Annotated in this window: 23 protein-coding genes; 10 read left to right on the forward strand and 13 right to left on the reverse strand. The window is 67.2% G+C overall.

Translation table 11 applies throughout. The features are described 5' to 3' along the window. The first annotated feature begins 9 nt into the window (after nucleotides 1-9). Entirely contained in the window at nucleotides 10-936 is a 927-nt protein-coding gene (locus tag ACFO5X_RS24550; RefSeq protein ID WP_380722592.1) for a hydrogen peroxide-inducible genes activator, read from the forward strand. On the opposite strand, the gene ACFO5X_RS24555 is transcribed toward ACFO5X_RS24550, so the two are convergent. Next, complete coding sequence (locus ACFO5X_RS24555) at nucleotides 933-1,832, reverse strand: hypothetical protein (protein ID WP_380722594.1); 900 nt, start codon at nucleotides 1,830-1,832, stop codon at nucleotides 933-935. The genes ACFO5X_RS24550 and ACFO5X_RS24555 overlap by 4 nt on opposite strands. A 121-nt stretch (nucleotides 1,833-1,953) precedes the next feature. Between ACFO5X_RS24555 and lipA the strand changes: the two genes are divergently transcribed. Continuing rightward, on the forward strand, nucleotides 1,954-2,907 hold the full coding sequence (gene lipA, locus ACFO5X_RS24560; RefSeq protein ID WP_380722596.1) for a lipoyl synthase: 954 nt from the start codon (nucleotides 1,954-1,956) through the stop codon (nucleotides 2,905-2,907). A gap of 1 nt (nucleotide 2,908) precedes the next feature. Here lipA and ACFO5X_RS24565 read toward each other — a convergent pair whose 3' ends face one another. Beyond that, on the reverse strand, nucleotides 2,909-3,784 hold the full coding sequence (locus ACFO5X_RS24565; protein ID WP_380722598.1) for a cytochrome c: 876 nt from the start codon (nucleotides 3,782-3,784) through the stop codon (nucleotides 2,909-2,911). A 59-nt stretch (nucleotides 3,785-3,843) separates the two neighbouring features. After that, nucleotides 3,844-4,329 carry a c-type cytochrome gene (locus ACFO5X_RS24570; protein ID WP_380722600.1) on the reverse strand — a complete coding sequence of 162 codons (486 nt, stop codon included), beginning with the start codon at nucleotides 4,327-4,329 and terminating at the stop codon, nucleotides 3,844-3,846. A 96-nt stretch (nucleotides 4,330-4,425) separates the two neighbouring features. Between ACFO5X_RS24570 and ACFO5X_RS24575 the strand changes: the two genes are divergently transcribed. Further along, on the forward strand, nucleotides 4,426-5,283 hold the full coding sequence (locus ACFO5X_RS24575; protein WP_380722602.1) for a LysR family transcriptional regulator: 858 nt from the start codon (nucleotides 4,426-4,428) through the stop codon (nucleotides 5,281-5,283). Here the strand turns inward: ACFO5X_RS24575 and ACFO5X_RS24580 are convergent. The 10 genes from ACFO5X_RS24580 to ACFO5X_RS24625 form a co-directional block, all read right to left on the reverse strand. Beyond that, complete coding sequence (locus ACFO5X_RS24580) at nucleotides 5,280-5,630, reverse strand: DUF6614 family protein (protein ID WP_380722604.1); 351 nt, start codon at nucleotides 5,628-5,630, stop codon at nucleotides 5,280-5,282. The two genes, ACFO5X_RS24575 and ACFO5X_RS24580, sit on opposite strands and share 4 nt — an antisense overlap. Before the next feature lie 66 nt (nucleotides 5,631-5,696). Next, nucleotides 5,697-6,989 carry an ArgE/DapE family deacylase gene (locus ACFO5X_RS24585; RefSeq protein WP_380722606.1) on the reverse strand — a complete coding sequence of 431 codons (1,293 nt, stop codon included), beginning with the start codon at nucleotides 6,987-6,989 and terminating at the stop codon, nucleotides 5,697-5,699. Between the two features lie 10 nt (nucleotides 6,990-6,999). Beyond that, nucleotides 7,000-7,653 (reverse strand): 3-oxoacid CoA-transferase subunit B, encoded by a 654-nt coding sequence (locus ACFO5X_RS24590; protein ID WP_380722608.1) that lies wholly within the window; start codon nucleotides 7,651-7,653, stop codon nucleotides 7,000-7,002. Continuing rightward, nucleotides 7,637-8,332 (reverse strand): CoA transferase subunit A, encoded by a 696-nt coding sequence (locus tag ACFO5X_RS24595; RefSeq protein WP_380722610.1) that lies wholly within the window; start codon nucleotides 8,330-8,332, stop codon nucleotides 7,637-7,639. The genes ACFO5X_RS24590 and ACFO5X_RS24595 overlap by 17 nt, the downstream gene beginning before the upstream one ends. Next, nucleotides 8,329-9,669 (reverse strand): aminotransferase family protein, encoded by a 1,341-nt coding sequence (locus ACFO5X_RS24600; protein WP_380722612.1) that lies wholly within the window; start codon nucleotides 9,667-9,669, stop codon nucleotides 8,329-8,331. Before ACFO5X_RS24600 ends, ACFO5X_RS24595 begins: the two co-directional genes overlap by 4 nt. Before the next feature lie 7 nt (nucleotides 9,670-9,676). Next, on the reverse strand, nucleotides 9,677-10,447 hold the full coding sequence (locus tag ACFO5X_RS24605) for an amino acid ABC transporter ATP-binding protein (protein WP_380722614.1): 771 nt from the start codon (nucleotides 10,445-10,447) through the stop codon (nucleotides 9,677-9,679). Between the two features lie 17 nt (nucleotides 10,448-10,464). Continuing rightward, nucleotides 10,465-11,121, reverse strand: a complete 657-nt coding sequence (locus ACFO5X_RS24610; RefSeq protein WP_380722616.1) for an amino acid ABC transporter permease — start codon at nucleotides 11,119-11,121, stop codon at nucleotides 10,465-10,467. Nucleotides 11,122-11,132: 11 nt separating this feature from the next. Continuing rightward, the gene (locus ACFO5X_RS24615) at nucleotides 11,133-11,780 is read right to left on the reverse strand and encodes an amino acid ABC transporter permease (protein ID WP_380722618.1); all 648 of its coding nucleotides are present in this window, start codon (nucleotides 11,778-11,780) and stop codon (nucleotides 11,133-11,135) included. 11 nt (nucleotides 11,781-11,791) lie between these two features. Then, the gene (locus ACFO5X_RS24620; protein ID WP_380722620.1) at nucleotides 11,792-12,583 is read right to left on the reverse strand and encodes a creatininase family protein; all 792 of its coding nucleotides are present in this window, start codon (nucleotides 12,581-12,583) and stop codon (nucleotides 11,792-11,794) included. Nucleotides 12,584-12,638: 55 nt separating this feature from the next. Then, nucleotides 12,639-13,424 carry a transporter substrate-binding domain-containing protein gene (locus tag ACFO5X_RS24625; RefSeq protein WP_380722622.1) on the reverse strand — a complete coding sequence of 262 codons (786 nt, stop codon included), beginning with the start codon at nucleotides 13,422-13,424 and terminating at the stop codon, nucleotides 12,639-12,641. A 147-nt stretch (nucleotides 13,425-13,571) separates the two neighbouring features. Here ACFO5X_RS24625 and ACFO5X_RS24630 point away from each other — a divergent pair, with 147 nt between their 5' ends. The 7 genes from ACFO5X_RS24630 (at nucleotide 13,572) to ACFO5X_RS24660 (ending at nucleotide 21,160) form a co-directional block, all read left to right on the forward strand. Further along, nucleotides 13,572-14,525 carry a LysR family transcriptional regulator gene (locus tag ACFO5X_RS24630; RefSeq protein WP_380722624.1) on the forward strand — a complete coding sequence of 318 codons (954 nt, stop codon included), beginning with the start codon at nucleotides 13,572-13,574 and terminating at the stop codon, nucleotides 14,523-14,525. A gap of 89 nt (nucleotides 14,526-14,614) precedes the next feature. Continuing rightward, the gene (locus ACFO5X_RS24635; RefSeq protein ID WP_380722626.1) at nucleotides 14,615-16,711 is read left to right on the forward strand and encodes a cation:proton antiporter; all 2,097 of its coding nucleotides are present in this window, start codon (nucleotides 14,615-14,617) and stop codon (nucleotides 16,709-16,711) included. A 182-nt stretch (nucleotides 16,712-16,893) separates the two neighbouring features. Next, nucleotides 16,894-17,913: an ABC transporter substrate-binding protein gene (locus ACFO5X_RS24640; RefSeq protein ID WP_380722628.1), complete on the forward strand. Its 1,020-nt coding sequence runs from the start codon at nucleotides 16,894-16,896 to the stop codon at nucleotides 17,911-17,913. After that, nucleotides 17,913-18,722, forward strand: a complete 810-nt coding sequence (locus tag ACFO5X_RS24645) for an ABC transporter ATP-binding protein (RefSeq protein WP_380722630.1) — start codon at nucleotides 17,913-17,915, stop codon at nucleotides 18,720-18,722. The genes ACFO5X_RS24640 and ACFO5X_RS24645 overlap by 1 nt, the downstream gene beginning before the upstream one ends. After that, the gene (locus ACFO5X_RS24650) at nucleotides 18,719-19,534 is read left to right on the forward strand and encodes an ABC transporter permease (protein ID WP_380722631.1); all 816 of its coding nucleotides are present in this window, start codon (nucleotides 18,719-18,721) and stop codon (nucleotides 19,532-19,534) included. Before ACFO5X_RS24645 ends, ACFO5X_RS24650 begins: the two co-directional genes overlap by 4 nt. Nucleotides 19,535-19,550: 16 nt before the next feature. Further along, nucleotides 19,551-20,264 (forward strand): GntR family transcriptional regulator, encoded by a 714-nt coding sequence (locus ACFO5X_RS24655; protein ID WP_380722633.1) that lies wholly within the window; start codon nucleotides 19,551-19,553, stop codon nucleotides 20,262-20,264. After that, on the forward strand, nucleotides 20,261-21,160 hold the full coding sequence (locus tag ACFO5X_RS24660) for an Ldh family oxidoreductase (protein ID WP_380722635.1): 900 nt from the start codon (nucleotides 20,261-20,263) through the stop codon (nucleotides 21,158-21,160). The genes ACFO5X_RS24655 and ACFO5X_RS24660 overlap by 4 nt, the downstream gene beginning before the upstream one ends. The last annotated feature ends 31 nt before the right edge of the window (nucleotides 21,161-21,191 follow it).

Here is a 21,191-nt window from a genome sequence, read left to right on the forward strand (position 1 = left end):
GATGCGGTTATGTCGTTCACCCTGCGCCAGCTCACTTATTTCCGCGCCCTTGCCGAACAGCGCAACTTTGGCCGCGCGGCGGCCGTCTGCAATGTGTCGCAACCGGCGCTGTCGGTGCAGATCCGGGCGCTGGAGGACATGATGGGCGGTGCGCTGGTGGAGCGGCGGGCGCGCGATGTGCTGCTGACACCGCTCGGCCGCGAGGTTCTGGCGCATGGCAAGGAGGTTCTGGACGCGGCGGCGCGGCTTGAGAACCTTGCCCATGCGCGCGACGGGGCGCAGCGGTCGCTGTCGCTGGGGCTGATTCCGACCATCGCTCCGTATCTGCTGCCGGGCGTTCTGGCCGCGCTGCGGGCGGGCGATCTGTCGCTGTCGGTGCGGGTGCGGGAATCGCTGACCGAACAGCTGCTGGAGGCGCTGCTGGCGGGCGAACTGGACGCAGCGGTTCTGGCGCTGCCTTCGGGCGCGGCGGGGCTGGTCGAGGTGGAGCTGTTCCGCGACACCTTCCTTCTGGCCGGAACCGGCGCGCGGCTGGCGGGGCTGGGTGCCAAGGCGCGGACGCTGTCGCCGGCGGATCTGGAACCCACGCAACTGCTGTTGCTGGAGGACGGCCATTGCCTGACCGATCAGGCGCTGGCGGCCTGCGGGCGGGAGAAGTCCGCGCCCGGGATCAACATGGGCGCCTCGTCGCTGGCCACGCTGTCGCGGCTGGTGGCGGCCGGGTTCGGGTTCACGCTGATGCCGGAACTGGCGGCCGAGGCCGAGCGCACCGCCGCGCCGGGGCTGGAGCTGCGGCGCTTCCCGACGCCCGAGCCGGCCCGCACCATCGGCCTGGTGCGGCGGGCGAGCACGCCTGGCGCGGGGTGGTTCGACGAGCTGGCCGCGCTGATCCGGGGCGTGGGCGAGGGGATCGTTGGGGCGACGCGCGCGGGTTAGGCGGCCTTCTTTACCGCCTTTTCGCTATCCGACTTCAGCCGCTTGCAGCTGGCGAGGAAGTCGGCGACCAGATCGATCAGCTGCATGATCTCTTTCTTCTCGGGTGAGGCCTCGATCTCTTTCTTCTGCTTCTTCAGGGCGTCCTGATAGGTCTTGTCGAGCTTGGTCAGCTTGTCGAGCATCCCGTCGGCGAGCTTGATCTTTTTGCCGGCTTCCTTCGGATCGCTGTCGGCGGCGGTCTGGGCGTCGTCATAGGCATCGGCGATGGCGTGGGCCAGCTTTTCGACCTGCTTTTCGCCCTTCTTGCGCGCGCCGGCTTCGAGGATCTTGGGCAGGTCGGTGCCCGAGGCCTTGGCCAGCGTCTTCTTGAGGATGACCTGCATCGTGGCATCTTCTTTGGCGGCGTAGAAGAGTTCGACGAATTTGACCGTGCCATAGACATTGGCGGTAGCGGTCAGCGAATCGACCTCGTCCTTGACGCTGGCGAGGAACTTCTCGGTCTCCTTCTTCGCGGCGCCGGCGGGTTTGTCCTTTTTCACCTCTTTCTCGGCCTTTTCGAGCCGGCCTTTCAGGTCATCGCGCAGCTTTTCGGCAGCGCCACAGAAGTCGTTGAGCGCCTTGACCTGAGCCTTGTGGTCGGCGGTGGCCTTTTTCCAGCTCTTGAAGGCCTTCGAGAAATCACCGCTGGCTTCGAAATCGGCCAGTTTCTTGCCTTTCTCGCCCTCTTCCACCGCCTTGGCGATCGCCTCGCGCACCTCGGACTCGCGGTCCCAGGCGGCGTTCAGGGCGGCAATCAGCGCCTTCTTGATCTTCGCGGCGGCGGGCTCTGTATAGGGATTGAATTTTGGCTGGAGCTTCTTGAAGTCGGTTCGCAACTTGTCGAGGTCTTTCGCCATCCGTCGCTCCCTGCCGTGAGGCCCCCTGTGCTGGGCGCAGAGCGGCTTTGCGCCGCTGGCGCTTTCGGGCCTGCGTGGTTATGTTAGGGTATCCTGGAGCACGAACCAAGGATTGATGCCCGTGCGCGACCTCAAGATTCCCTCTCAGCGTCACCCCGAAAAGGCGCATCGCCCCGATAACGTCCAGCCCAAGAAGCCGGCGTGGATCCGTGTCAAGGCGCCGGGCGGCAAGGGTTATGCCGAGACTGCCAAGATCATGCGGGACAACAAGCTGGTCACCGTCTGCGAAGAGGCCGGCTGCCCCAACGTCGGCGAATGCTGGAGCCAGGGCCACGCCACCATGATGATCATGGGCGAGGTCTGCACCCGCGCCTGCACCTTCTGCAACATCGCGACCGGCAAGCCGCCCGAGGCGCTGGACGCCTTCGAGCCGGGGCGGGTGGCGCATGCGGTCGAGAAGCTGGGGCTGAACCATGTGGTCATCACCAGTGTGGACCGGGACGACGTGGAGGACGGCGGCGCCGAACATTTCGCCCAGACCATCCGCGCGATCCGGCATCGCAGCCCCACGACGACCATCGAGATCCTGACGCCGGATTTCATCCGCTGCGATCCGAAGGTGCTGGACGTGGTGGTTGAGGCGCGGCCCGACGTGTTCAACCACAATCTCGAGACTGTGCCGGGGCTGTACCCCGAGGTGCGGCCTGGCGCGCGCTATTTCCATTCGCTGCGGCTGTTGCAGCGGGTCAAGGAACTGGACCCTTCGATGTTCACCAAGTCGGGCATCATGGTGGGGCTGGGCGAGGACCGGCAGGCTGTCATTCAGGTGATGGAGGACATGCGCGCCGCCGACATCGACTTCCTGACCATCGGCCAGTATTTGCAGCCGACGCCCAAGCACCACAGGGTGGACCGGTTCGTGACGCCTGAGGAATTCGCGAGCTACGAGAAGGTGGCCTACAACAAGGGCTTCCTGATGGTCTCGGCGACGCCGCTGACGCGGTCGTCATATCACGCGGGCGACGATTTCGCGCGGCTGCGGGCGGCGCGACTGCAGAAGCTGTCGCGCGCCTGAGTTACGGCACTGCCTTGATGTAGGCCGCGATGGCCGCCCGGTCCTCGGGCGGCAGGTTGGCGATGTTCTTGACGACCTGGGCCATCTCGCCCCCGGCGCTGTCGTAGTCGGGGGTGAAGCCGGTTTCGAGGTAATAGACGATGTCCTGCGCGGTCCAGGCGAGGTTCGCCGCGTTGATCGCGGGGATCGTGCCCTTGCCCGAGGGGTTCGGGGCGCCCTGCATCCAGCGGGTGGTGTCGAGCGCGCCAAGCGCGTTGCGCGGCGTGTGGCATTCGGCGCAATGCCCCAGCGCCTCAGCCAGATAGCGGCCGCGTTCGAGTTCGGGCGTGTCCGCGGGGCGGATCCAGTCATCGTTCAGGAACAGCAGTTTCCACAGGCCCAGGCTGCGGCGGATGGTGAAGGGGAAGGTCAGGTCGTGCGGCTGGCTCGCCACGTCGGAGGGCGGCAGCGTGTCCATGAAGGCCTTGAGATCGGCCACGTCCTGCATCGTCATGCGGGTATAGGTGCCATAGGGCAGCGCGGGATAGTAATGCGCGCCCCCGGGCGAGACGCCGCGTTTCAGGGCGTTGGCGAGGTCGAGCGTGCTCCACCCAGCGATGCCCTCGGGGGCGGGCGAGATATTGGGGGCGACGAAGGTGCCAAACGGGCTTTCCATGCGATAGCCGCCGGCGAGTACCAGCCGGGCCTCACCCTCTGCGCCCGGTGCGGCGTGACAGGCGGCACAGCCGCCGGCCCAGAAGACCATCGCGCCGTGCTCGGGGTCGCCTGTCAGCCCGGCGACGGCGTCTTCGCCCAGCGGTCTTGGGGCCGAGAGGATCCAGCCGGCGGCGGCGGCGATCACGGCCAGGGCGGCCAGGGTCAGGAGCAGTTTGCGCATGGTACCTCACAACGAAACGGGCGGCCCTGGAGCCGCCCGCCGGGTTCAAGGGTCAGACCTCAGTTCGATTTCGCACGATAAAGTTCGTGGCAGGCACCGCAAGACTTGCCGACCGGACCCATCGCGCCGCGCAGCGACTCGAGCCCGCCGCCGGCGGCGGCTTCGAGCGCGGTGGCCGCTTCGCGCAGGGCGCCGGCCTTTTCGCCGACGGTGCTGCCGGATTCCCAGATCGCGGGCAGGGCGTGGGTCACATCATCGCCCAGCGTCGCGTTGTCGGTGCCGGGCAGCCAGGCCGCCATCTGGTTCATCGAGGTGAGTTTGGCTAGGTTGCCGGCCGCGGCGCTGGCGGCGTCGGCGTTGTATTCCACCTCGCCCTTGGCCATCGCGCCCAGCTGGCCGAGGTTGAAGGCATAGAGGTTCATCGTGGCCTGACGCGCCTTCACGGCGGCCAGAGCCGCCTTGTCGACATGGCTGTCGCCGATTGCGGCGGTGCCTGCGAGCGCGGCCAGTGCAAGTGCGGCGATCACGGTCATCTTGGTCGTCATGAAAACAGTCTCCCTGGATTTCGACCCAAACAGGTTCAGTATACGTGTGAGAATTTAGAGATATACTGGCCAAAATTGCAAAGGGGCTGCCGGAAAGTGCACAACGCCAACTGGGATAACCTGCGATATGTACTGGCGGTCGCGGATCGCGGGTCGCTGAGCGCGGCGGCGAAGACGCTGGGCGTCAACCATGCAACGGTTTTGCGCCGTGTCGCGGCCTTCGAGGAAGAGCACGGCGGGCCGGTGTTCGAGAAGACGGCCTCGGGCTATCGGGTGCTGGCTGATCGCGCAAGAGTGATCGAGGCGGCGCGGGAAGTGGCAAATGCGATGGTCTCGGTCGAGCGTCTGATGGACGGCGCGCGGGCGCCGGTGCGCGGCGTGGTGCGGATCTCGTCCACCGATTCGCTGTGTCAGGTGGTGCTGCCGTCGTTCATGGCCCGGATGCAGGCGGCCCTGCCCGAGCTGCGGCTGGATTACTTCAGCTCGAACGCGCATCTGGATTTCGCACGGTTGCAGGCGGATATCGCGGTGCGCCCGGCCGAGCGGCTGCCGGACGAGCTGAGCGGCGAGACCAATGCGCAGCTGACCTTCCGCGCCTATAGCGCGCCGTCGCGACCCGGCGGGTGGGTCGGCATGGCGGGGCCGCTGGTGCGCTCGGCCCCTGCGGCCTGGATGGCGGCCAATGTGGAACCCGAGGCGATTGCGGGCGGGGCCGACAGTTTCGTGGTGCTGCGCGAGCTATGCCGCGCCGGAGTGGGGGTGGCGATCCTGCCGGTCTATCTGGGCGAGGGGGTGCCCGGGCTGGTGGCGCGGCCCGAGCTGATGGCGGACATCCGCGTGCCGGTCTGGGTGGCGAGCTATACCGAGCTGCGCGACGTGCCGCGCATCCGCATCGTGCGCGAGCATCTGCTGGCGCATCTGGCCGAACAGGCCGACCTGCTGGGCGGGCGCTAGATCAGCGCCATCCGCTCGGCCCGCTCGGGGTCGGGGAACGGACGGTAGAGGCCGAAATCGGCCTGTCCGACCAGCGCATTGACCGCGCGGTAGAGCGATTCGATGTGTTCGTCTTTCTGGCCCGATAGCCGAAAGGCGCGGTCGAGCTGGGAGAGGTCGTCAACTTCGATCTGGAGCAGGAAGTCGCGCTGCGTGCCGCTGGTCAGGTTCAGCTTGCGCCGCAGAAGCCGCCAGTCGGCGATGACGCCGCGCGACTTGAGGAAGGTCATCCAGTCATCCACCGCCTTGGCGAAGGCCAGCGCCTTGGCGTCGTGTTTGAGGTCGATCTGGCAGCTGTAGAGGTTCATCGGGCAGGCTCCGCCGGGGCTGACCGGCCGAGACTGCACCAAAGCGCGTTACTGTGAGGTGAACGCCTACAGAGTTTCGAGGCCGCACCAGTCGGCGATGAAAAGCGCGGTGGCCTGGGTGACGCGGCGCATGCTTTCGAGATCGACGCGTTCGTTGAAGCCGTGGATCGCCTCGGCGCGGGGGCCGTAGACCAGCGCGGGAGTGTCGGCGTAGAGGCCGAAGAAGCGCGCGTCGGTGGTGGCGGTGATCGCCACCTTGTCGAGGTCCGCGCCGGTTATGGCGCGGTGGGCGGTTTCCAGCGTGGAGATGGCGGTTTGCGCGGCCTCGCCGGTGTCTTCTCCCAGCGCGTAGCCCTCGGCCAGGAAGCCGTTGTAGACGATCTCGGGCAGGTTGTTGCGCAGGAAGGCGCTTTGCCGGGCGGCGTTGTTGAGCGTGGCCTCGATATCCTCGCGCGCGGCCTGCATGTCCTGGCCGGGGTAGAGGCCCATGCGCACGTCGAAGATGCACCATGCGGGGACCGAACTGGTCCAGTCGCCGCCCTGGATCTTGCCGACGTTCAGGTTCAGCGGGTGGTGCACATGGGCATAGGCGGCGGGCTTGGCCTGTTCGGCGTTCCAGCGCGCCTCCATCTCGTGCAGGGCGGCGATGAGCGGCAGGGCGGCCTCGATCGCGTTGGAGCCAGAGCCGGCATAGGCAACATGGGTGGGCAGGCCGCGCAGGTGGACCTGGAACCACATGACGCCGACCTGGGCCATGACCAGCGTTTCGGCGAAGGGTTCGGGGATCAGGGCGGCTTGAGCGGTATAGCCGCGTTGCAGGCAGGCCAGCGCGCCGTTGCCGGTGCATTCCTCCTCGACCACCGACTGCACGAAGACATCGGCCGCCGGGGCGAGGCCGCAGGCGCGGATCGCGTCGAGCGCGAAGAGGTTGGAGGCGAGGCCCGCCTTCATGTCGCCGGCGCCGCGGCCATACATCCAGCCGTCATCGACGCGCGGGTCGTAGGGCGGCGTGTCCCACATGTCGTGCGGGCCTTCGGGAACCACGTCCATGTGGCCGTTCAGGATCAGCGAGCGGCCCCTGGCGGTGCGGGCGCGATGGGCGCCGACGACGTTCACCGCGTTCTCGTAATTTCCGACGACGGGGGAGAAGCCGGGCAGGCCCTGTATGTCGGCGACGTCGATGGTCCAGCGGTCGGTGGCGAGGCCGCGGTCCTCGAAGGCTTGGGCCATGTAGTCCTGCGCGTCCTGTTCGTTGCCACGGGTCGAGGGGAAGGCCACGAGCTCGGACAGGAAGGCGGTCTGGTCGTCGAACAGGTGGTCGACGGCGTTGCGGAGGCGGGTCTGGGTTTCACTGTCCATTGGGAGGCCTTCAGAAAGTCGGGATTTCGCCCGGGGGCAGAGACAGGGGCGCGCCGGTGGCGGCGGCGACATCGGCGGCGGTCAGCCCCTCGGCGATCTCGCGCAGGGCAAAGCCCTGCGGGGTCACGTCGATCACCGCCATTTCGGTGAAGATGCGCGCCACACAGGCGGCGGCGGTGAGGGGCAGGGTGCAGCGGTCGACCAGCTTGGGACTGCCCGCGCGGTCGGTGTGGGTGGTCAACACCACGACACGGCGGGCCTTCTGGGCCAGCTCGATGCCGCCGCCGGCGCCGGGGGTGAACTGGCCGGGGATCTTCCAGTTGGCGAGGTCGCCGTTCTGGGCCACCTCGAAGGCGCCGAGCATCGTCAGGTCGAGCCGGCCCGAGCGCACCAGCGCGAAGGAGGTGGCGCTGTCGAAGAAGGCGCTGCCGGGCACGGTCGAGACATAGGCGCCGCCGGCGTCGATCAGGTTGCGGTCGGCGCGCTCGTAAGGCAGCGCCGGGCCGATGCCGCTGAGGCCGTTTTCGGTGTGCAGGCAGACGGGGAAGTCGGGCGGGATATGCCCGACGACGCGGGTCGGCAGGCCGATGCCGAGGTTGACCACCATGCCGGGCGCGATCTCTTGTGCGGCGCGGGCGATCATGCGGCTACGCGCGGCGGACAACGCCATACTCCTCGGTCAGGGCTTCCAGCGCGACGACATGGTCGACGAAGGGGCCGGGGGTGTGGATCTGGTCAGGCGGCAGGGCGCCGGGGGGGCCGATCTCTTCGGCCTCGGCGATCACCAGATCGGCGGCCATCGCCATGAGCGGGGCGAAGTTGCGGGCGGTGGCGACATAGGCGAGGTTGCCGAAGGTATCGGCGCGGGCGGCATGCACCAGCGCGGCATCGCAGCGTAGCGCGAGTTCGACCACGGCGGTGTCGCCGCCGATGTCGAGCCGCGGCTTGCCCCGGGTCAGGTCGGTGTCGCGGCCGATGTCGGTGACGATGGCCTTGAGGCCCGCGCCGCCCGCGCGGATGCGCTCGGCGAGGATCCCTTGGGCGCAGAATTCGACCTCGAGCGTGCCGGCGTTCATCATCGCCACCGCGCGGGGGTTCAGGCCGATGTGGGTGGTGATCAGCCGTTTGACCCGGCCCTGGGCCAGAAGGTGGTCGACGCCCATGCCGGTTTCGTTGGCGTCGTTCTTGATGACGGTCAGGTTGTCCTGGCCCTGGCGGATCAGCTCGTGGATCAGCGCGAAGGGGGTGCCGGGCACACCGAAGCCCGAGATCATCACCGTGGCGCCCGAGGGGATGCGGGCGATGGCGTCGGCCATCGCCGTGGTCTTGTCGGGGAGTTTCACGCCACCGGCTCCGCGCCGAGGCGGGTCTCGGCGGCGAAGGTGTCGAGCGAGGCGGTGAGCTTGGTCATCAGCTCGTCGATCTGGTCTTCGGTGACGATCATCGGCGGGCAGACCAGGAAGTGATCGCCCGAGGTGCCGCCGCGGGTGCGGCGGGAATAGATGATGAGGCCGCGTTCATAGGCGATGTCGACCAGACGCTGGAAGGCTTTCATCGAGGTGGGCAACGGCTCCATCGTGGTGCGGTCGGCGACCAGTTCGAAGGCGAGCAGCAGGCCCTTGCCGCGCACGTCCCCGATGAAGGGATAGCGGTTCATCAGGCCGGTGAGGCGCGATTTCAGCAGGTCGCCCATGCGGGCGGCGTTGTCGATCAGGCCGTTCTGTTCGATCTGGTCCAGCACGGCGAGGCCGGCGGAACAGGCGAGCGGGTTGCCGGCGTAGGTGTGGCCGTGCTGGAAGCCGCCGTCGGCCATGACGGCCTCGACCATGTCGCGCCGGGCGATCATCGCGCCAAGCGGGACATAGCCGCCGCCAAAGCCCTTGGAGATGGCGATGATGTCCGGCGTGGTGCCCCAGTGGTCGGCGCCCCAGAACCTGCCGGTGCGGCCGCCGCCGGTCATGACCTCGTCATGGATCAGCAGGATGTCGTAATGGGTGCAGATCTCGCGGATGCGTTCCATGTAGCCCGCCGGCGGCACCAGCGCGCCGGTGGAGGCGCCGCCGATCGGTTCGACGATGAAGGCGAGGACGGTTTCGGGGCCTTCCTCGAGGATCTTCGCCTCGAGCATGTCGGCGTAATGCAGGCCGGTGGCCGGGTCGTCGGGGTTGAGCCCGTCGAGATAGGCGCGGGGCGCGGGGATCTTGGGCATCGCCTGCATCATCGGCTCGAACGGCCGGGTCAGCGGGTCATAGCCGGTGATTGCCAGCGCGCCGAGAGTGGAGCCGTGGTACGACGGCATGCGCGAGATGACCTTCCAGCGGCTGGACTGGTCGATGGCGAGCTTGTACTGACGGGCAAGCTTGATGGTGCTTTCGGTCGCCTCGGACCCGCCCGAGACGAAGAACACCCGGTCGAGCCCCGGCGGGCAGAGTGCGGCGGTGCGGGCGGCCAGCGCCTCGGACGCCTCGGTCTGGAAGTGCAGGCGGTAGCCGAAGGTCGATTTCTCCATCTGCGCACGCATGGCGGCCAGCACGGCAGGATTGGAGTGGCCGATGTTGGACACCATCGCGCCCGAGGAGCCGTCGAGATAGCGGGTGCCGTCCTTGCCGTACATGTAGACGCCCTCGCCACGGTCGAGGAAGGGGCGGAAGGCGCTGGTCTGATAGAAGAGATGGGACATTTCAGGGTTACCGGTTGGCGTTCGCGAGATGCTTGCGCAGGAAATTCTGGGTGCGTTCGTTGACGGGGTTACGGAAGATCACCTCGGGCGGGCCTTCCTCGACCACGACGCCCTGATCCATGAAGAGGACGCGGTCGCAGACGCTTTCGGCGAAGCCCATCTCGTGGGTGACGATGATCATGGTCATGTGTTCCTCGGCCAGCTTCTTCATCACGAGGTTGACCTCTTCGACCAGTTCGGGGTCGAGCGCCGAGGTGGCTTCGTCGAAGAGCATGACCTTGGGCTTCATCGCCAGCGCGCGGGCGATGGCGACGCGCTGTTTCTGGCCGCCGGAAAGCTGCGAGGGGTAATAGTCGATCCGTTCGATCATGCCGACCTTTTCAAGCTGTTCCTCGGCCAGCTTGTCGGCCTCGGCGTCGGAGATGCCCTTGAGCATCTTCGGAGCGAGCTTGATGTTGCCGCGCACCGTGAGGTGCGGGAACAGGTTGAAGTGCTGGAACACCATGCCGATGTCCTGGCGGACCTGATTGATGTGTTTCTCGTACTGGCGGTGCGGCAGCTTCTTGTTGACCTGCGTGTCTTCCAGCCAGACCTCGCCGCCGGTCAGCGGGTCGAGATCGTTGATGGCGCGCAGCAGCGTGCTCTTCCCCGACCCCGAGGGGCCGATGATGGCGACGATCTGGCCGCGCTGGACCTGAAGGTTGATGTCCTTGAGCACTTCCAGCGAGCCAAAGCTTTTCTGGGCGTGGCGGATGTCGACAAAGGGTTTCTCGGTCATGGGGGGCTCCTTCGCGGTTACCGGCTGGCCTGGATGCGGCGTTCGATACGGCGCAGGACGGCTTCCATCGCAAGGTTGATGACATAGTAGAAGAGGGCGGCGACGAGGTAGAACTCGAAGGGCCGGTAGGTGCGGCCGATGGCGAGCTGCGCGGAGAGCGTGAGCTCGGCCACGCCGATCACCGAGACGAGGGCAGAGTCCTTGAGCAGGGCGATCATGTTGTTGCCGATGGGCGGGATCACGTCGCGCACGGCCTGGGGCACGACCACCTTGCGCAGGGTCTGGGTGCGGGAGAGTCCGAGGGTGCGCGCGGCCTCCATCTGGCCGCGGTCGACGGCGAGGATGGCGGTCTGGATCAGTTCCGAGTTGTAGACGGCGAAGTGCAGCCCGAGGCCGATCACGCCGGCGACGAAGGCGGGCAGATCGATGCCGATCTGGACGAGGCCGAAGTAGATTAGGAACAGCTGCAGCAGCAGCGGCGTGCCCATGAACAGCCATTCGAAGGCGCGCATCGGCAGGCGGACGGCCCGGGGCGCATAGAGCGCGATGACCGCGAAGAAGATGCCGCCGACGAAGCTGAGCAGCGCGGCCGCGACGGTGATCGCGATGGTCCAGAGCGCGCCGAGAAAGATGACGTCGAGATATTTCGGGACGACGGAGAAATCGAGACCCATGGCGCCCTCCCTCAGACGATCCGCGCGCGCCGGTCGAGCCAGGTGATGGCGCGTCCGGTGACGTAGATGATGATCATGTAGAGAACCCCGGAGATCAGGAACATTTCAAAGGGCTTGTAGGTCGATCCGATGAACCGCTGGGCGGTGTAGGTCAGCTCGACGACCGAGATGGCGGCGACCAGGGCGGTGCCTTTGATCAGCGCGTTGATGTTGACACCCAGCGGGCGGATCATCAGGCGCGCGGCCTGCGGCAGGATCACGTAGCGCATCGCCTGCCAGCGGCTCATGCCCAGGGTACGGCCCGCCTCGCGCTGGCCCTTGTCGATGGCGATGATCGAGCCGCGGATGGTTTCGGTCATATAGGCGCCGATGTTGACGCCGAGGCCGATCACGCCGGCCTCGAAGGCGTCGAGCTGGATGCCGATCTGGGGACCGCCGAAGTAGAGCAGGAACAGCTGGATCAGCGCGGGCGTGCCGCGGAAGAAGCTGACGTAGGCGGCGCCGAGGAAGCGGAAGACGGCGAGGCGCGAGAGCCGTGCGGCCGCGCCAAGCGCGCCGCAGGTCAGGCCGAGGATTGTGGTCAATACCGAGAGCTGGACGGTGACCCAGGCGGCCTCGATGAAGAAGGGATAGACCTTGAGGATGAGGGCAAAATCCAACGTCCCGGCCCCTAGTGGTGGTCGCGGCGCTGCAGGATCGGCAGCGCCCGGATTTCGCGCACCAGCGCGGTGGTTTCCTCGATGGCGGCCTGGAGGAACTTGCCACCGGTCTCGGCGTCGGCCACGGTGGGGTCGCCCATCGTGCCCTCGGGCGAGACCTCGGACCACCAGCGCATCAGCATGGCCTTGCCGCCGCCCTTGGCGAGGTCGAGGTTGAAGAACTTGCTGCCGGGGTTGTGCAGGTTTTGGTTGGTGGCCTTGGAGAGGTCCACGTGTTCGGGATGCAGGTGCATGTACATCGCCGCCTCGAACTCGCCCGCGTGGGCGATACCGCCGATGTCGGATTTGCGGTGTTCGTTGATGCGGTCGTTGCAGAGGTTCCAGTAGGACGCCGAGACGCAGATGATTCCGTCGCGGATCACCGTCTTTCGCGCGGCGAGGTCGAGCACTGGGTGGTTCGAGCCGTGCGAATTGAGCAGCAGGATGCGCCGGAACCCGTGATGGGCCAGCGAATGGGTGATGTCGGTGACGAAGGCGATCAGCGTTTCGGGCTGGATCCAGATGACGCCGGGAAAATCCTTGTGGTGTTCGTTGAAGCCATAGGCGACGGGGGGCATCACGAAGACCTCCTCGGGAGCGGCCTTGGCCACGCCGTTGGCCACCGCCATGCCCAGCACCGTGTCGGTGTCGAGCGGCATGTGGGGTCCGTGATCCTCGGTTGCCGAGACGTTCAGGATCACCACGCGGTCCTTGTCGGCGTCGCGCACGTCTTCCCAGGTCAGCTTGCCGTAGTCGGTCGTCATTCCCATCCCCTGTCGGAAGAGCCCGCCGGTTGATCCGGCGGACGTTTTTGTGGTCTCAGCGAATGTCGCCGCCGACCCATTTGTTGGCGATCTCGAGATAGGTGCCGTCATCCATCATGGACTGCAGCGCCGCCTGCATCGCCTCTTTCAGGGCAGGGTTGCCCTCGCGGATCGCGATGCCCGCACCGATGGCGTCGGTTTCGAGGTCGGGCAGGGCGACGAAGTCGTAGTTGCGTTCCTTCATCGCGAGAATGGCGGCGATCGAGTCGTTGATGATCACGTCGACGCGGCCATTTTCCAGTTCGAGCAGCAGCTCGGGCAGGCCCTTGTAGGTGCGGATGTCATAGCCCTGCTCGCGCGCCCATTCCTCGTGGGTTTCGCCCAGGGTCACGCCGACCTTGGCGTCTTTCAGCTGGGCTACGCTGGTGATGCCGCTGTCGGGCTTGGTGAAGATCGCGCGCTTGGTGGTGTAGTAGGGGCCGACGAAATCGACGACCTTGTCGCGCTCTTCGGTGATCGACATCGAGCCGACGATGGCGTCGTATTTGTTGGCTAGCAGGCCGCCGATGATCCCGTCCCAGGCGGTGGTCACGATCTCGACCTCGAGACCCATGCGCTTGGCGATCTCGGCGCCGATGGCCGGGTCGAAGCCGACGACCTTGTTTTCTTCGTTGACGAAGTTGAAGGGCGGGTAGGCGCCGCTCATGGCGATCCGCATCACGCCTTTTTCCTTCAGCGTGTCGAGTTCGTCGGCGGCGGCGAAGCTGGTGCTGCCGATGGTGGTCATGGCGGCAAATCCGGCCAGGATGGCGGATTTGAGCAGTGCCCTGCGCAGTGTCATCAGTGATCTCCCGTGTCGGTTGTTGCAGGTGGAGGCGGTGTGCCCCGATCGCGATAGGTGGGTCCGTTCGCTCGACAGAAAGCTTGCACAGGCCAAGTTCATTGGGCAAATAGATAATCGCAATCCCGATCATCGACGGAATCTATATTGAACCGCTACGAACAGCGCTTTGTCTGGAACCTCGACTGGAACCTTCTGCGCACCTTCATGGTGGTGGTGGAGCAGAAGGGGATTTCTCGGGCGGCCGATTTCCTGGGGCTGAAACAGCCGACGATCAGCAGCGCGCTGCGCCGGCTGGAGGAGACGACGGGGCAGAGGCTGGTGAATCGCAAGCCGAACCGGTTTCAGGTCACCGACGCGGGCCGGGTACTGTATGCCGAATGCGCGGCGATCTTCGGGTCGGTGGCGCAGCTGCCCGCGCTGATGGAGGCGGACCAGAAGGAACTGAGCGGGCATATCGGGTTCGTTCTGGCGAGCCATGTGGTGTCGCCGCATTTCGACGCGGTCCTGGAAGCCTATGCCAACCGTTATCCGCGGGTGACATTCTCGATGACGGTCGAGCAGAGTGGCGCGGTGGTAACGGACATCCTGCAGAACCGGGCGAGCTTTGGCATCTGCCTGATGAACGGGGGGCCGGGCGGGCTAGAGCGGCGGGTGCTGTTCCGCGAGTTCTTCGGGCTGTATTGCGGGCCGCGGCACCGGCTGTTCGGGCGCAACAACATCGCCATCGGCGAACTGGCGGACGAGCCGTCGGTCGCCTTCCAGACCGAGAACGACGGCGGGCCGCTGGTGTCGGTCGGGCGGCTGCGCGAGCGGGCGGGGCTGGCGGCGGGGCTGAACGGGCAGAGCTCGAGCCTGGCCGAGGTGCGGCGGATGATCGTGGCCAATATCGGCATCGGCGCGCTGCCGGTGCATGTGGCGCGCAAGGACGTTCGGCTGGGCGAGCTGTGGCAGGTGCCGCCCTTCTCGCAGCTGCCGATGGTGGAGATTTTCCTGGTGACCAACCCCCGGCGCAGCCTGCCGCCGCATGAGGTCGCCTTCCTGGAAATGATCGACGAGATGCTGGAACGGGTGCCGATGGAAGAGCGCACCTACCGCTGAGCGGAAGGCCGCCCCGGATCGATTTAATTTTTTGTTGATCGGGCGTTGCGGCCTGTTCAATCCGGCATGGCCGTCACATATTCGAGGGCATGGACATCGTTCTCGTACTCACGGTTTTGGCCTCCCTTTTCCTTGTCATCGCCGCGGCCGAGCCGCTGGCCGAGAAGTTGCGCATTCCGTACAGCGTGATCCTGGCGGTGCTGGGCATCCTGATCGGCGCGGGGGCCACGTTCTTTCTGCGCACGCCGCTGACGGATGCGCTGAATCCCGTGGCCGAGGCGATCCTGGGCCTGCCGATCCGGTCGAACGTCTTCCTGTATGTCTTCCTCCCGACGCTGCTGTTTCAGGCGACGATCGGGATGGACGTGCGGCGGATGCTGGACGACTGGGTGCCGATTTCCGTGCTGGCGGTTGTGGCCGTGGTGGTGGCCACCGTCTCGGTCGGGCTGGCGCTGTCCTGGACCAGCGCGCTGCCGCTGGCGGCCTGTTTCCTGATCGGCTCGATCGTGTCGACCACGGATCCCTCGGCGGTGATCTCGATCTTTCGCTCGCTCTCGGCGCCGCGGCGGCTGGCGCGGATCATCGAGGGCGAAAGCCTGCTGAACGACGCCGCGGCCATCGCGCTGTTCGGCTTCTTCATGGGCTTTGTCATGTTCGGCCTGCCGGACCCGACGCTGAACGACGCCTTTTCGCGGTTTCCGCTGCTGATCGTCGGGGGCGCGGTCACCGGGTGGGTGACGGCACGGCTGGCGCTGTGGGCGATGGGGCTGTTCTGGCAGTACGAGCTGGCGCAGTTGTCGGTTTCGGTCGCGCTGCCCTATCTGACCTATATCTTCGCCGAACAGAGCATCGGCGCCTCGGGCGTGGTGGCGGTGGTCGCGGCGGGGCTGACGCTGAACCTGGCGGGGCCGGGCCGGCTGCCGCCGACGGCCTGGGGCAACCTGCGGGATTTCTGGGATCTGCTGGCCCATTGGGCCGGGGCGCTGATCTTCATCCTTGCCGCGCTGCTGATCCCGCGGCTGCTGGAAGAGATCCGGCTGAGCGATTTCGGGCTGATCGCGGTGGTGGTGCTGGCGGCGATGGTGGCGCGGGCGGTGATCCTGTTCGGGCTGCTGCCGCTGCTGACCTTCATCCGGGTGTCGCCGCAGGTCGAGCGGCCCTACCGGGTGGCCATCCTGTGGGGCGGTCTTCGCGGCGCGGTGACGCTGGCGCTGGCGCTGGCGGTGACCGAGAGCCTGCGGGTGCCGGTCGAGACCAAGCGGGTGGTCGGCATCCTGGCCACCGGGTTCACGCTGTTCACGCTGATCGTGCAGGGGACCACGCTGCGCTCGGTGATCCGCTGGCTGGGGCTGGACCGGCTGTCGCCGATCGACCAGGCGCTGTCCAAGCAGGTGATCGCCGTGGCGTTGCAGACGGTGCGCGAGGACGTGGCGCGCACGACCGAGAACTATGAGCTGGGCCGCGACACGGTGCGCACCGAGGCCAAGCGGTTCGGCCAGCGGCTGGAGACGGCGGTGAAGGCGGCCGAGGACAGCGCCGAGATCGCCGACCGGGACCGCATCACGCTGGGCCTGATCGCGCTGGCGGGTGCCGAGCGCGACACGATCATCGCGCGCATCGCCGAGCATACGATTCCGGCGCGGCTGACCGAGCGGATCCTGTCCGACGCCGACCGGCTGATCGAGGCGACGCATTCCGGCGGGCGGACCGGCTATCGCAAGGCGGCGCAGCGCAGCATCTCGGCCGGGCGGTGGTTCCGGGTCGCCGACTTCCTGCACCGGCGGATGCGGCTGTCGGCGTTCCTGGCCCGGATCACGGCGGACCGGTTCGAGGTGCTGCTGTCGCAGCGGCTGATCCTGCGCGATCTGGACAGCTTCATCGACGGACGGATCCGGCGCATCCACGGGCTGCGGGTGACCGAGCTGCTGCACGAGCTGCTGCGGCGGCGGGCACAGGCGGTGGACGTGGCGCTGGAGGGGCTGCGGGCGCAGTATCCGGGTTATGCCGAAGAGCTGGAGCGCCGGTTCATCCGGCGCACGGAACTGCGCCTGGAAGAGCGGGAATATGCGGTGATGCGGGCCGACGGGCTGATCGGATCGGAGCTGTACACGGCGCTGACGCAGAGCATCGGCAGCCGCCGCGTGGCGGCCGAGGGTCGGCCCAAGCTGGACGTGACCGAGCGGTAGGGGCCGGATTTTGCCGCGCGAATGCGGACTGAAAATATCAGATTGCGAAACTGATGCATCAGTTGTAGCGTCGAGGAGTCGGCCGAGGTGGCTGCCTGTTCCTGCGCCCGTTCGGGCCCGGACAGTGCGGCCGGGGCGTGCCGGCACCGGACCTACACACCTGCGATCGAGGAGTTTCGCACATGCCGTCCATCCGCCGCCGTGATCTGCTGACCGCCGCCGCCTCTGTTGCGCTGGTGTCGTCCCTTGCCCTGCCGGCGCTGGCGCAGGCGCAGCCTGAGATCGAGTTCCTCTATTCGCCCTTCGCCGATTACGCGCCGTTCTTCGTCGCCAAGGAGATGGGCTTTTTCGACGAGTTCGGCGCCAATGTGACGCTGTCGCCGAAGGGAAATACTGCCGAGACGATCCAGATGCTGGCCTCGGGGAATATCCAGGCTGGCGGCGCGACCTGGGGCGCGGGGCTGTTCAACGCGCTGGATCGCGGCGCGACCGTGGCGATCATCGCCACCATGGCGCGGATGCCGGACACGGTGCCGTCGCCCTCGCCCTTCATGGTGTCGCAGAAGGCCTGGGACGAGGGGATCAAGTCGGTCGTCGATCTCAAGGGCAAGCGGGTGGGCATTCCGGGGCCGGGCGGCTTTGGCATGTTCTCGGTCGCCAAGGCGCTGGAGAAGGGCGGGCTGACAATCGAGGATGTCGAGGCCGTCTATCTGCCGCCGCCGGCCACCGCCGCGGCCTTTGCCAATGGCGCGCTGGAGGCCGGATGGAGCATCGAGCCCTTCGCTGGCCAGCTGGAAAAGCAGGGCCTGGGCCGTCGGCTGGTCGAGGATCATACCTTTGGCACCGAACTGGGGCTGATCGCCTTCAACCAGGATTTCGTCACTGCCAACGAGGACGCGGTGGTGCGCTTCATGGCCGGCTTCCTGAAGGCCGCGCGGCTGCTGGATAACGGCGGGTGGAGCGACGACAAGATCCTGGCGATCGTGTCGAAATACACCGGCACCGAACCCGACGCGCTGCGCGGGATCCCCTATACCATCCGTTCGGAAGACGGGGCGATCGACATGGCCTCGGTCCGCGAGCAGGAAGCGTTCTTCCGCAAGATGGGCGCGCTGGAATACGAGGGCGAGGCGGATATCGACGCGGTCTACCGGCTGGATCTGCTGAAACGGGCCAACGAGCTCGTCGCGGGCCAGAAGTAATGGCGCTCAGCCTGGCAGCGGCGCGACCGGTCGCGGCGGAAACGCCGGGGCCGGCCATCGAGGTCGACCGCCTGACCAAGGCGTTCTACGATCCCGAGAGCGACCGGGTGACGGTGGCGGTGTCGGACTTCAGCTTTTCGGTGGCGCAGGGCGAATTCGTCTGCATCGTCGGGCCGAGCGGCTGTGGCAAGACGACCGTGCTGCGGGTGCTGGCCGATCTGGAAACCAAGCTGAGCGGGGAGGTGCGGCTGCACAGCGCCACCCCGCCGGCGATGGTGTTCCAGGAAGCCTCGGTGCTGCCCTGGCTGACGGTTTCGGAAAACATCGCTCTGCCGCTGAGCCTGAAGGGCGTGTCGCGTGCGAAGCAGGCCGAGCGGGTGCGCGAGCTGCTGGCGCTGACCGGGCTGAGCGATTTCGCCACGGCGCGGCCCCAGCAGCTGTCGGGAGGGATGCGGCAGCGGGTTTCGGTGGCGCGGGCGCTGGCGGACGACCGCGAGATCCTGCTGATGGACGAGCCCTTCGGCGCACTGGACGAACAGACCCGGCTGGTGTTGCAGCAGGAGCTGCTGCGGATCTGGGAGACGACGCGCAAGACGGTGGTCTTCATCACCCACAGCGTCGACGAAGCTTTGACTTTGGCCGACCGCGTGCTGGTGATGTCGCCGCGGCCCGGGCGGCTGGTGGCCGATATGGCGGTGCCTTTCGAGCGGCCGCGCGACGTGGTCGAGATGCGGCGCGACAAGCGGTTCTGGGACATGACCTATGAGGTCTGGAACCTGCTGGCCGCACCGGCGGAGGAGGGACGATGACCACATCTGCGCGTGCCCTGACCGAGGACGAACTGCGCCGGCTGAAGGCGCCGGCGCGGCGCGAGAAGATCTATCGCTTTGCCTCGTATTTCAGCCCGCTGCTTCTGTTGCTGGTCTGGGAGTTGTCGAGCCGGCTGAACCTGATCGACCAGCGCTTCTTTCCGCCGCCGAGCGCGATAGCGGAAACGGCCTGGAGCATGATCGTCAGCCTGGAGCTGTTCGACCATATCGGCGCGACGCTGCGCCGGATCGGAGTGGGCTATGCGATGGGCGCCATTCCGGGGATCACGCTGGGGCTGATCCTGGGGCTGTCGCAGCCGGTGCGGCGGCTGCTGGGGCCGATCTTTGCCGCGCTGTATCCGGTGCCGAAGATCGCCATCCTGCCGCTGATCCTGCTGATCTTCGGGGTGGGCGATGCGTCGAAATTCGTGCTGATCGCCATCGGCGTGTTCTTCCTGACCTTCTACAACACGATGGGCGGGGTGATGCAGACGCCGCAGATCTACATGGACGTGGCCAAGAACGCGGGCGCGAGCCGGTTGCAGACCTTCCGCCGCTTCGCCTTTCCGGCGGCGCTGCCCAGTATCTTCACCGGGCTGAAGCTGGCGGCGGGGTCGTCCTATATCATCATCGCGGCTGCCGAGTTCCTGGGCGCGCGCAGCGGGGTCGGGTTCTTCATCTGGGCATCGTGGCAGACCTTCGCGGTGTCGCGGATGTTCGTCGGGATCGTGGTGATCTCGGTCATGGGGTATCTGACCATCCTCGCCATCGAGGCGCTGGAACGGCGTTTCGTGCCCTGGGCCAAGCATTGAGGCGGGAGAGCATGGCATGAACGTCAGATTGGCCCAGAGCGGCGCGGTGTCGGTGCCGGTGTCCGAACGCATCCACGGCGCGCTGCGGCAGGAGATCATGCGCTGCGAGATCGCGCCTGGCGCGACGCTGGACACGGCGGCCATCGCGCAGCGCTATGGCGTGTCCAAGACGCCGGTGCGTGATGCGATGCAGCGGCTGGCGGCCGAGGGGCTGGTGTCGATCCTGCCGCGCAGCGGATACCGGGTGGCGGCGATCACCTTTCAGGCGGTGCACGAGATCCTTGACCTGCGGGCGGCCATTGGTCCGCATATCGCGCGGCAGGCGGCGCGCCATGCGACGAAGGAAGAGATCGCCGCGATCCGCCGGATCGTTGGCGAATACGCGGCGCCGATGGACATCGGAACGATGCAGCAGGTGGCGCGGCGGTTCCATCTGGCGATTGCGCAGTGCAGCCGCAACCGGCGGCTGGTCAGCCTGTCGGAAGGGCTCTTCGACGAGCTGGAGCGGCTGTTGCGCTTTGCCATCGATTTCACGGTGAAGGCGGGCGAGCATTCGGACGAACACACCGCGCTGGTCGATGCCATCGAGGCGGGCGACGGCGCGCGGGCGGCCGAGATCGAGGCGGATCACATCGCGCACAGCCGGGCCTTTCTGATCGAGCGGCTGATGACTCTTGGCTATCTGTCCGAAGGCGAAATCCGCGCGGGTGCGCCGGGGGCGGGGCGATGATCGCGGCGGTGGAGGCCATCGCGCGGCTGGGCGCGGCGCTTGGCGGCGATCCGGCGGCCGAGCTGGCGGCAGCGGCGCTGGTCGAGGCGGATGTGCTGGGGCAGCCCCGGTTCGGAATCGCCATGCTGGACGAGTGGCGGCCGGATGCGCAGCCCCTGCCCAAGGAGACCGAACCGCGCGCGGTGCGCTGGGTCGATGCCAGCGCCTGTTTCGCGCCGGTGGCGGTGGCGGGGGCGACGCTGGATCTGGGTCTCGCGGCGCACCAGTTCGGGGTGGCGGCGGTGTTCCTGCGCGGCGTGCGCGGTTTCGGGCGGCTCGCGCCCTTCGTGCGGCATCTGGCGGATGACGGGCTGGTCGGGCTGGCCGGGGCGCAAAGCGCGCCCTTTGTCGCGCCCTTCGGTGGCACGGGGCCGGCGATCGGAACCAACCCGCTGGCGCTGGCCATGGGCACGGGCGCCGAGCGGGTGGTGATCGACCTGGCGACGGCCAGCATCACCATCGCCGAGCTGCGCAAAGCCCGCGCCGAGGGCACGCCCTTGCCCGAGGGCGCCGGTCTGGACGCGGCGGGGCAGCCCACGACAACAGCCGCCGAAGTCGCGGCGCTGCTGCCACGGGATGGCAAGGCCGGGTCGCTGCTGGGGCTGGTGGTCGAGCTGCTGGCCGGTGTCGCCGGCGGCGGGCGCGGCGATCCGGCGGGGCGGGGCGTGTTCCTGCTGGCCTTCGATCCGGCGGCGGCGGAAGGCGATATCGGCTGGCGCGACCGGCTGGCGGCTTTGCAGGGCGACTGGACGGGCGGCGGCGGGCACTGGCCGAAAGGCGGCGGCCTGCCGGAGGGGGCGACGCTGGACGCGGGCTTTGCGGAACGGCTGGACGCTTTCCTGGCCCGGATGGCCTGAGCGCGGCCGTGTCCTGGAAATTGAAGTGACG

Source organism: Seohaeicola nanhaiensis, from assembly GCF_042654245.1.
Classification (GTDB): Bacteria; Pseudomonadota; Alphaproteobacteria; order Rhodobacterales; family Rhodobacteraceae; genus Seohaeicola_A; species Seohaeicola_A nanhaiensis.